Origin of the sequence: Duganella guangzhouensis (genome assembly GCF_009674535.1) — a bacterium.
Classification (GTDB): Bacteria; Pseudomonadota; Gammaproteobacteria; order Burkholderiales; family Burkholderiaceae_D; genus Rugamonas; species Rugamonas guangzhouensis.
In genome coordinates, this window is record NZ_WKJK01000045.1 from 1 (window position 1) to 9,750 (window position 9,750).

General features: G+C 59.2%; 8 protein-coding genes and 1 rRNA gene. 4 read left to right on the forward strand and 5 right to left on the reverse strand.

Features of this window, described 5'->3' with window-relative positions; translation table 11 throughout:
- Positions 1-2: 2 nt before the first annotated feature.
- A 5S ribosomal RNA gene (rrf, locus tag GJ699_RS33575) occupies positions 3-115 on the forward strand.
- Between the two features lie 148 nt (positions 116-263).
- Positions 264-4,082, forward strand: a complete 3,819-nt coding sequence (locus tag GJ699_RS33580; protein ID WP_229262422.1) for a sensor histidine kinase — start codon at positions 264-266, stop codon at positions 4,080-4,082.
- A gap of 8 nt (positions 4,083-4,090) precedes the next feature.
- On the opposite strand, the gene GJ699_RS33585 is transcribed toward GJ699_RS33580, so the two are convergent.
- The 5 genes from GJ699_RS33585 to GJ699_RS33605 form a co-directional block, all read right to left on the reverse strand.
- Positions 4,091-4,432: a DUF1840 domain-containing protein gene (locus GJ699_RS33585; RefSeq protein WP_154383762.1), complete on the reverse strand. Its 342-nt coding sequence runs from the start codon at positions 4,430-4,432 to the stop codon at positions 4,091-4,093.
- 177 nt (positions 4,433-4,609) lie between these two features.
- A complete protein-coding gene (locus tag GJ699_RS33590; RefSeq protein WP_154383763.1) occupies positions 4,610-5,083 on the reverse strand; it encodes a hypothetical protein in 474 nt (157 codons plus the stop codon).
- Complete coding sequence (locus GJ699_RS33595; protein WP_154383764.1) at positions 5,080-6,780, reverse strand: M1 family metallopeptidase; 1,701 nt, start codon at positions 6,778-6,780, stop codon at positions 5,080-5,082. Before GJ699_RS33595 ends, GJ699_RS33590 begins: the two co-directional genes overlap by 4 nt.
- Positions 6,781-6,864: 84 nt before the next feature.
- Positions 6,865-7,509: an ATP-binding protein gene (locus tag GJ699_RS35390; protein WP_371867750.1), complete on the reverse strand. Its 645-nt coding sequence runs from the start codon at positions 7,507-7,509 to the stop codon at positions 6,865-6,867.
- Positions 7,510-7,589: 80 nt separating this feature from the next.
- A complete protein-coding gene (locus tag GJ699_RS33605) occupies positions 7,590-7,856 on the reverse strand; it encodes a helix-turn-helix domain-containing protein (RefSeq protein ID WP_154383766.1) in 267 nt (88 codons plus the stop codon).
- Between the two features lie 140 nt (positions 7,857-7,996).
- Here GJ699_RS33605 and GJ699_RS33610 point away from each other — a divergent pair, with 140 nt between their 5' ends.
- Together GJ699_RS33610 and GJ699_RS33615 are read left to right on the forward strand one after the other, a co-directional pair.
- Positions 7,997-8,542, forward strand: a complete 546-nt coding sequence (locus GJ699_RS33610) for a hypothetical protein (RefSeq protein ID WP_154383767.1) — start codon at positions 7,997-7,999, stop codon at positions 8,540-8,542.
- Between the two features lie 240 nt (positions 8,543-8,782).
- On the forward strand, positions 8,783-9,613 hold the full coding sequence (locus GJ699_RS33615) for a CAP domain-containing protein (RefSeq protein ID WP_195763715.1): 831 nt from the start codon (positions 8,783-8,785) through the stop codon (positions 9,611-9,613).
- Positions 9,614-9,750: the final 137 nt, after the last annotated feature.

The following is a 9,750-nucleotide window of genomic DNA, read 5'->3' on the forward strand; positions in this document are numbered from 1 at the left end:
AGCTTGATGACCATAGCAAGTCAGTCCCACCCCTTCCCATCCCGAACAGGACCGTGAAATGACTCTGCGCCGATGATAGTGCTGCAACCAGTGTGAAAGTAGGTTATCGTCAAGCTAGTTATTAGAAAAAGCCCCTTCCGGATGCAATCTGGTTGGGGCTTTTTTGCTTTTGTGCATTAAAATGGGTTGATATCGGAGATGCAATCCATGCCAGCCACTGCAATACGTTCCGTTTTTGCCTGTACTTTGCTCCTGCTGGCGCTATGTTCCGTGGTGCGCGCTGCGCATTGACGCTGCGCTTCGAGCACCTGGGCGTTGAGCAGGGACTTACCCAGGAGTCCGTGATCTGCATTTTGCAGGACAAGCACGGCTATATGTGGCTCGGCACCCAGGCCGGGTTGAACCGTTTTGACGGTTACCGCATCACCACCTTCAAGAACGATCCATCCAGTGCGCGCAGTCTGCAGGACAATTATGTGCAAGCGCTGTACGAGGATGGCGCCGGCCGCCTGTGGGTCGGCAATAAAGGCGGGCTGGATCGCTATGATCCGGTGACCCAGAGCTTCACGCCGGTCCTGTCCAAATTTGCCGTGACCGATATCGAGGGCGATGGCCAGCAAGGCTTGTGGCTGGCCACCAGCGATGGCCTGCAGCATTTCGATATCGCCAGCGGCAAGCTGCGCCTGCTGCGCCATGCCGATGATGATCTGAACAGCATCAACGATGACCGCGTCAATGTGCTGAAACGTGACCGCGACGGCAACCTGTGGGTAGGCACGGCGCGCGGGCTGGAGGTGATGGCGGCAGGCGGCACGCAATTCCGCCATTTCAGCAACCAGGAAAACCGTCCGGACAACTTCGTGAATGCCTTGTCGATAGACGCCGATGGCGGGCTATGGGTGGGGACCAACCAAGGCTTGCAGACATGGCGCTTGAAAGGTGCGGCCGCTGAGCGGCTGGACCTGCCGCTGTCGGACAACCTGAGCACGCTGCGCATCAGCCGCTTGCGGCATGACAGCGATGGCACGCTGTGGATCGGTACTTGGGCTGCGGGACTGAAGCGACGCGATGCCGGCAGTGGCCGGGTCTACAACTATCCGCGCGATATCATGAACCGTCACGGCATCAGCGACAACCAGGTCAGCGCGCTGTACCAGGACCGCACCGGCACGCTGTGGGTCGGCAATTGGTACGGCGGCGTCGATCGGGTAGACCTGAGCAGCGGCGGCTTCGAGCGCTATACCGAACACGCCGGCGTACTGCCCAGCATCGGCGGCAACAAGGTGCGCAGCATCGCGGCGGCACCCGGCGGCAAGATCTGGCTCGGCACCGGCAGCGGTCTGGCTTTGCTGGACCCGGCACAAGGCAAGGTCGAATTCAGCCCCAGCGAGCATCTGGCGCCGGGTGCAAAACCTGGCGATGCGTTGTTAGCGCTAGCTTCGGACCAGCGTGGCCGGGTGTGGGTGGGAACCTCGAACGGCCTGTGGTGGCGCGACGCGGCGGGCGGCGCCTACCTGCCGATGGTGTTGGGCGACGATCCAGCCAAGCGCTCGGTGCAAACCCTGATGGTGGACCGGGCCGGCACGATCTGGGTCGGCACCCGCGCCGCGCTGCATCGCATCGATCCGGGGACGCTGGCGATGCAGACCTATCACGCCGACCTCACCGCTGCCAATGCGCTGTCGGCGCGCGTGTATGCCATATTGGAGGATCGCAGCGGCAATCTGTGGATAGGCACCGAGTATGGCCTGGACCGGCTGGACCGGGCCACCGGCAAATTCGAGCACTATCGCCACGATCCCAAGCGGCGTGACAGTCTGAGCCACAACCGCGTGCATTATCTGTATCAGGATGAGCAGGCACGGCTGTGGATAGGCACCGCCGCCGGTCTGTGCATGGCGCGCATGGGCGAGGACGGCAAGCTGAGTTTCCAGTACTACCCGCCGGGCAAGGGGCGTTCAGCCGATCCCATCGGCGCGATCCTGGGGGATGAGCAGGGCCGCTTGTGGATCAGTTCCACCGCCGGCATTGCGCAGTTTGATCCGGCCAGCGGCCTGTTCCGCAACTACAGTTCCAAGGATGGTTTGCTGGACGGTTCTTATTTCATCGGCGCCGGCTACCGCGCGCCGGACGGCACGTTGTATTTCGGCGGACTGGAGGGCGTGACCGCGTTCCAGCCAGCGCATATCCACGACAATCCTTACGCGCCACCGGTGGCGATTACCGATTTCTCGATCTTCAACCAGTCCATTCTGAACGGCGCGCGCAGCGATGTGCTGCCGCAGGGGCCGATTTACCAGGCCAAGGCGTTGGCGCTGTCGTATCGCGACGCGGTGATTTCATTTGAGTTCGCCGCGCTGCATTACGCCGACCCGCAACGCAACCGCTATGCCTATCAGCTGGAAGGCTTCGATCCGACCTGGGTGACGGCCGATGCCGGCAAGCGCTTTGCGACCTACACCAATCTGGACCCCGGCAATTATGTGTTCCGCGTCAAGGCCGCCAACAAGGATGGCGTATGGTCGGCCGAGCCGGTGTCGGTGGCAGTGACGATCGCGCCGCCGCTGTGGAAGACCTGGTGGTTCCGCCTGCTGCTGGCGGCCCTGGTGCTGGGCGCGGCGTATCTGCTGTTCCGCATTCGCATCCGTTTGCTGCTGGGGCAGAAGCATGCGCTGGAAGACGAGGTCAGCAGCCGCACCCGCGAGCTGGTGCTGCAGAAGGAGTCGATCGAGCGCGAAAAGGAAAACGTCGAGGCCGCACACCGGAATATTTCGCTGCTGTCGGACATCGGCCGTCGCATCACCGCCAATCTGGATAGCGAAGCCATCATGTCGCTGCTGTACCAGCAGGTGCATGCGCTGATGGATGCCAGCGTGTTCGGCATCGGCATCTACCGCCCGGAGCAGGAACTGATCGAATATCCGTTTGCGATGGAGCGCGGCAAGCGCTACACGCCGTACACGCGCAGCATGCGCGAGCCGAACCAGCTGTCGGTGTGGTGCATCCAGCATGCGCAGGAAGTGTTCATCAACGATCTGGAGCTGGAGTATCACCACTATGTGGCCAATCTGGAGCTGGTGTCCGGCGCCGAGAACATGGGCACGCTGGAAGACGGCTCGCTGCCGACCGAGCCGCGCTCGCTGATCTATGTACCGATCTCGGTTGGTGGCCAGGTGCGCGGCGTGATTACGGTGCATAGCTACCGCAGCCACGCCTATCAGCGTATCGACCTTGATATGCTGACCACGCTGGCGTCCTATGTGGCGGTGGCGTTTGCCAATGCCGATTCCTACCGCCAGTTGCAGGACACCCAGCAGCAACTGGTGGAACGCGAAAAGCTGGCGGCGCTGGGCTCGCTGGTGGCCGGCGTGGCGCATGAGCTGAACACGCCGATCGGCAACAGCCTGGTGATCGCCAGCACGCTGGAGGACAAGACCAGCGAAATCGAAACGCTCAGCAAAGACAACACGCTGCGCCGTTCCGATCTGCGCCAGTTCATCGACGCCGCGCGCGAAGCGTCGACGCTGCTGATGCGCAGCCTGCGCAACGCGGCCGAGCTGGTGAACAGCTTCAAGCAGGTGGCGGTGGATCAGGCCAGCGCCAAGCGGCGCCAGTTCAATCTGCACCAGGCCAGCCAGGAAATTGTGATGACGATGAAGAACCAGGTGCGCAAGGCCGGCCATCACATCGTGCTGGAGATGCCGGACGATATCGTGATGGACAGCTTCCCCGGCCCCTATGGCCAGGTCATCATCAACCTGATCAACAACGCACTGCTGCACGCGTTTGAAGGCCGCGACGATGGCGAGATCCGGATGTGGGCTATACAGCTGGGCACGGATCGGGTGCGGATTGTGTTCCAGGATGATGGCAAGGGCATACCGCTGGAACATCAGGCGCGCATCTTCGATCCCTTCTTCACCACCAAGCTGGGGCAGGGCGGCAACGGGCTGGGCTTGAGCATCACCTACAACATCGTCACGTCACTGCTGGACGGCACGATACGGGTGGATAGCGCGGCGGGAGTGGGGACGCGCTTCACCATCGACCTGCCGGTGACGGCGTCCCTGATGGGGGATTAAACGGGGGATTAAATGCCCCAGATGATGTTTTCGTTTTCCGCCTTGGCGGTGCGCAGCATTTCCAGCAGCGGGTAGGCGCGGGCGGCGAAGCCGACGCGTTGGGCTTGCGCGTGTTCCTTGGTTTCGCCTTCTTCTTGCTCGTGAGTGTGGACGTCGTGCTCGACGTCGGTTTCCGGATGCAGCCTGGTTTCTGCCACTTCATGCTCCAGCACCGACAGCGCTTGCGCGGCTTCGGCGGCGGTAATCACGCCACGTTTAGGGTTTTTGTTCAACAGATCCAGGATACGCTGGGCGTGTTCCTGGTACATCAAGACTTCCGGGCTGGATTTCGATTTGAATGCGATTAACATAGCAACGCTTTCTTGATCTTATAGGTTGAAAGATTGCGGTGCGCCGCTTCTTTAAAGCAACGGCACGTCCGTTACTTAGACTTTAGTACATTGCTGAAACTTTACAAGACCCTGAGCCAGCTGTCTGGGCGCTGGCGCACCCCAATTAAGTATTCCCTAAGCGAATACTTCAGTTTTCTAGTGAAGTTTGAAAGAACTGAAGAATGTGTCGACGCTTTCCGCCTCGATTTTCTGCGGAGAGCCTATCACCACCACCTGATAAATTCTTCTGTCTTTGGAGAGGAAACGGCCAATCAGGCGCATATTGCTGCCGCTGGCGTCGATCTCCTGCGGGGTGCTGCGGGTGACGGTGCCGTGGATGTTGTTGACCATGGCGGCCTTCATGGCCTCGACGGCCGCCGGCGCCTGCGCGGCGTCGGCCAGTTGCGCGCTACCGACCGCGAATACCACGCCGTCGATGTCGGCGGCGCTCATGGTCATGTTCACGTCCAGCTGGTCGAGCTTGATGCTGCGGGTTTGCGTGGCCGGCTTGGCGGGGAACAGCACGGCATACGGCGCGTCATTGCTGCGGTAGTCGCGCCAGTCGTACTTGGGACTGCACGCTGACAGGGTGGCGGCCAGCAACAGTGCCAGCGGCAGTTTGTGGCTCATTTTTTGGCTTTCTTTTTATCTTCGATGGCTTTCCAGGCATCGAGGTAATCGAGCTGGCGCAGTACGCGCGAATGCGGATCGATGGTGACGATGGCGTTCGGCGGCAGCTTCAGTTCGCCGTGGCCGTCGCTCATCTTCAGCGTTTCGATGCGCTCGTTGACGCGCACTTCCAGCGGCAGCGGGAACGGGCCGCCGTCTTTCAGTTTCCACGTCAGCTTGAGTGTATCAGCAGTGCGCTCCTGCAGCAGTTCCGGCAGCGCGGCGTGGTACAGATAGGCGTCGAAGAACCAGTTCAGATCGCGGCCGCTGGCTTCGTTGGCGAACTGGATGAATTCCTTGGTGCTGCTCCAGCGCGGCTGGAAGTTGCCCGGCTTGGGCGTGGCGGTGCCGTACACCATGCGGCGGGTGGCAGTGAAGAAGGCATCGTCGCCGATCAGGTTGCGCAGCGTGTGCAGGATCAGCGCGCCCTTGGCGTAGATGTCGTGGCCGGGACCGCCGCGTTCCTCTTCGTAGATGTCTTCGATGCGCTGGGTCTTGCCGCTGACCACAGGCGATTTGTTCAGCAGCGACTTGCGGAAGTTGAACAGCTCGGCCTCGAATTCCATTTCGCCGCGTAGCGCTTGCAGGTACAGCGGCTGCATGTAGGAGCCGAAGCCTTCGTGCAGCCACATATCGTCCCAGTCGGCGTTGGTCATCTGATTGCCGAACCATTCATGCGACAGCTCGTGATGCAGCAGCCAGTCGTAGCCGTAGGCGGACTTGGCGTAGCCGTTGCCGTAGGCGTTGATGGTCTGGTGCTCCATGCCCAGGTGCGGGGTTTCGACCACGCCCATTTTTTCGTCGCCAAACGGATACGGGCCGACGCGGTATTCGAAGTAATCCAGCATCGGTTTGAATTCCGCGAACAGTCCCTGCGCTTCCTGCTCGTGGCCTTTCAGGTACCACATGCGCAGCGGGATGGTGTTGCCGTAGCGGCTGGCGTAGTCGCCGGACAGCGTCTCATACGGACCGATGTTGAGCGCGACGCCGTAGGTGCTGGGGTTCTTGGCGCGCCAATTGTAGGTGCGCCAGCCATCTTTCTCTTCCATGCCCTGGGCGATGCCGTTGCCGGCCACCACCAGTGGCGCCGGCACGCTGATGTGCAGATCGATTTGCTGCGGCTTGCCCATCGGGTGATCGATGCAGGGCCAGAACAGATCGCAGCCTTCGCCTTCGACGGTGGTGGCGATCCAGGGTTGGCCGTCCTTGGTCTGGCTCCAGGTGAAGCCGCCGTCCCATGGTGCGTGTTTGGCGGTCACCGGTGTGCCGTGGTACTGGATGCGCACGGTGGTGCGGGCGCTGGCCGGCAGTGGTGTCGGCAGCGTCAGATAGAGGCGCCCATCCGGGTTGCTGATGGCGGACGCGGCCAGCGGCGTGCCGTCGACGCTGGCGCTGTCGATCGGCAGGTTGCGGTCGAGTTCGACGGCGATGCGGCTCAGCGGTTCTTTCAACAGAAAGGTGAGGGCGGCGTCGCCGCGGATGCTCTTGCTGGTGGGATCGACGCGCAAGGCCAGGTCGACTTTTTCAAACGTCACCGCCAGCTGTTCAGGCGCGCGCGGCGCGCCGGAGTTGATCGTGAAGTCGGTGGGTTTCAGTTGCGAGGTGGCGCAGCCGGCCAGCAACGTGCTGGCGGCGAGATACAAGGGCAAGCGGGTCATGGGATTCCTGGCGAATTTAGCTGCCAGCAATATAGCAGCTAGCCCACCAGACTTGATTTGCAGATCGGCAGTGAAAACCGCTTTTTATATTGGCCGGATTTGCGTGAGCAGCGAGCGGCGGTATTGAATGGCCTCGCTGATGTGCTTGCTTGTAATGCGTTCGCTGCCGTCCAAGTCTGCGATGGTGCGGGCGACGCGCAGGATGCGGTGGTAGGCCCGGCCGGATAGATGGAAGAATTCAATATTGTGCTTGAGCTGTGCTTTATCCGCTCGCTCCAGTTTGCAGTAATGATCAATCTCGCGCGTGGTGAGTGCCTGATTGCGCTTGCCTTGGCGTTGCAGTTGTCGGTTGGTGGCCGCTTGTACGCGAGCGGCGATAACTGCGGTGGATTCGCCGTCTGCGGCCTCGGTCAGGATTTCGGGATTGACCGGCGCAACATCCATCTGAATATCGATGCGGTCCAGCAAGGGGCCGGATACGCGGTTCTGATAGCGGAGTATGGTGTCCAGCGTGCAGCGGCAGGCACCACTGATATGGCCGATGTAGCCACATGGGCAGGGATTCATCGCGGCGACCAGCTGGAAGTGCGCCGGGAAATCGGCTTGCCGGGCGGCGCGTGAGATGGTGATGTGCCCGGACTCCATGGGCTCGCGCAACACGTCCAACACCCGGCGGTCAAATTCGGGCAGCTCGTCGACGACTATAGCCCGTAAGGGCGTTAGACGAATATGTAAAAACTATTTGGATCAACGACTTATGCTGCGTCTAATGCTGTCGATGTTCGATGCAGATTGATTGGAGCGTCAGACTACGTCTTTACATCGGATCGAGCGTTACGAAGTTGATTGGTATAGTCCAGTACGAAAGCCGTAACGTCAATTTCCAGCACCTCTGCAATCTCAAGAAATTCGGGAAGGTCTATTCGACGCTCACCCCGTTCATACTTGGAAACGAAAGCCTGATTTCGACCGAGCTTGTCCGCCACCTCGCTTTGGAGCATTCCTTTATTCGTTCTTGCACGCGTCAACATGTCGCGGAAGATTTGATATTTTGGTTCGAAGGGTGAATTAGCCATATCTCAGGCTAAAACCGGTTTCGGAATATACCAAAACCTATTATGGTATATAATTGGAACAAATTTCCATTGGGAAATAAAATGGTTTGGCTTCAAACGCCGAGATATAACGTAGCGAACGAGGGGCAAATAAGCAGACTATGGCAATGTTTATCGCAGCAGGAGCGTTGGGATCGATTCCCGTTGGGACGCGGCAGAGTGGTGGGATCAGGCGCGCTTATCTGGAAGTGGGTAGCCAGAGATACGACGATTGTTGGGTTCCCGACTATTTAGAAGCTAGCCTGGCGGAGTGTATTGGCAAAGAAATTGCGCTTTCGTTATGCCGACTGGATAGGAAAGGCTCGCTCCATCTTTGCGCCATCCAACGCGAGGATGGGAGGATTGAGCGATTGCCAGATCAGGGGGCCAGCTTGCTCTCCCCAATGGTGATTACCGCCTTCATATGGGGTGTCATCACCTTCTTTACGACGTGGCTCATAGCTCCTCTATTCCTGATCCCATACTGGTTGCTGACCAAGCTTGGCATCCAGAGTGAAGCGATATTCGGCTCAGTCATCTTTGGCGGTCTTTTTATCAGTTGGATGGCTCAGCTGGTCTGGGTGCTTTTCTACAGCAAAAAGCTCTCACCCAAAGTCCGCCTTCAACTGGTCACCCAAGCAACAACAGCTTTTGACCGTACTGTCTAAGCATCCCGTCTTATCTAGTGACTTCAAAAAATGCACAAATCAATCAACATCGTTATTGTCTCCGTCATCGCAACCTTGATTAGTGCGTGTGGGGGAGGGGGAGGACCTAACCCATCGGTTACTGGACCAACAACCCCGACTGGCCCAACTACCCCAACAACGCCTGTTGTGACGCCAGGAGACACTCAGACAACTATTCCACCGCTGACCTACGCGAGTAGCAGCCAAGAATATGCGTTTGTGTCGGCACTGAACGACTTCCGTAGCAAGGTTGGTCTGGGTCTGCTGGCGCAGAACGCTAAACTGGACACGGCCTCGACTAACCACCTGAACTACCTGCTGGCGAATGACGTCAGCAACGGCGGCACCGTCAACTTCAACAGCTATGACCCGGCCACTGGCCGCTCGATGCTGCACATCGAAAACGGCGCTCTGGCCAAGTTCACTGGCATCCAGGAACTGGATCGTGCTAAGTTCGCTCAGTACGATGGCAGCTACGTTGGTGAAGAAGTCACGTTCGGTGGCAATCAGGGTGGCGCTGCGGCCTTCGGTACGCTGGCACAAACCGTGTACCACCGTGCCGGTCTGATGCTGCAAAATGTGCGTGAAATCGGCGTAGCGGTCGGCACCGACAAGTCGCAAACCGTGGTCATGGAAATGGGCCTGAAAACCAACCAGTCGGTTGCTTCTGATTATGTTGGCGTGTACCCTGCGGATGGTCAGACCGGCGTAGCCCTGCATGCGTATGTGGAAGCGCCGAATCCGTTCCCTGACCTGTCCACGGCCAACGACGACTTCCCGACCAAGACCAGCTATCCAATCAGCGTATCGGTCGTGACCGGCAACACTATCGCCGTGACCACCTTCACTGTGACCGAGGCTGGTCAAGCTACCCCAATGGATGCCCGTCTGATGACCCGTGCCAACGATCCAAACGCGTACCTGGGCAGCAATATCGCCTTCCTAATCGCTAAGGCTCCGTTCAAGTCCAGCACCAGCTACAACCTGAAGTTCGTCGGCACCAACAACGGGGTTGCGTTCTCTAAGGAATGGTCGTTCAAAACCAAATAAATGTGTCTGGGTGTTCGTTTGCTCGCAGAATTGACCCATTCCAATTGACCCGCCTTCCACTGCCTGGCAAACGCCGCCACGCGGTCGTATGACCCTTCATAGCCGAGTTCTTTCAGTTCCAGATGGAGCTGCTTCAA

What these genes read in the sequence shown, in the direction of transcription:
- GJ699_RS33595 (WP_154383764.1), bottom strand. Translation starts at nt 6,780, where the DNA reads ATGACCCGCTTGCCCTTGTATCTCGCCGCCAGCACGTTGCTGGCCGGC.
- GJ699_RS33585 (WP_154383762.1), bottom strand. Translation starts at nt 4,432, where the DNA reads ATGTTAATCGCATTCAAATCGAAATCCAGCCCGGAAGTCTTGATGTAC.
- GJ699_RS33580 (WP_229262422.1), top strand. Translation starts at nt 264, where the DNA reads ATGTTCCGTGGTGCGCGCTGCGCATTGACGCTGCGCTTCGAGCACCTG.
- GJ699_RS33610 (WP_154383767.1), top strand. Translation starts at nt 7,997, where the DNA reads ATGGCAATGTTTATCGCAGCAGGAGCGTTGGGATCGATTCCCGTTGGG.
- GJ699_RS33605 (WP_154383766.1), bottom strand. Translation starts at nt 7,856, where the DNA reads ATGGCTAATTCACCCTTCGAACCAAAATATCAAATCTTCCGCGACATG.
- GJ699_RS33590 (WP_154383763.1), bottom strand. Translation starts at nt 5,083, where the DNA reads ATGAGCCACAAACTGCCGCTGGCACTGTTGCTGGCCGCCACCCTGTCA.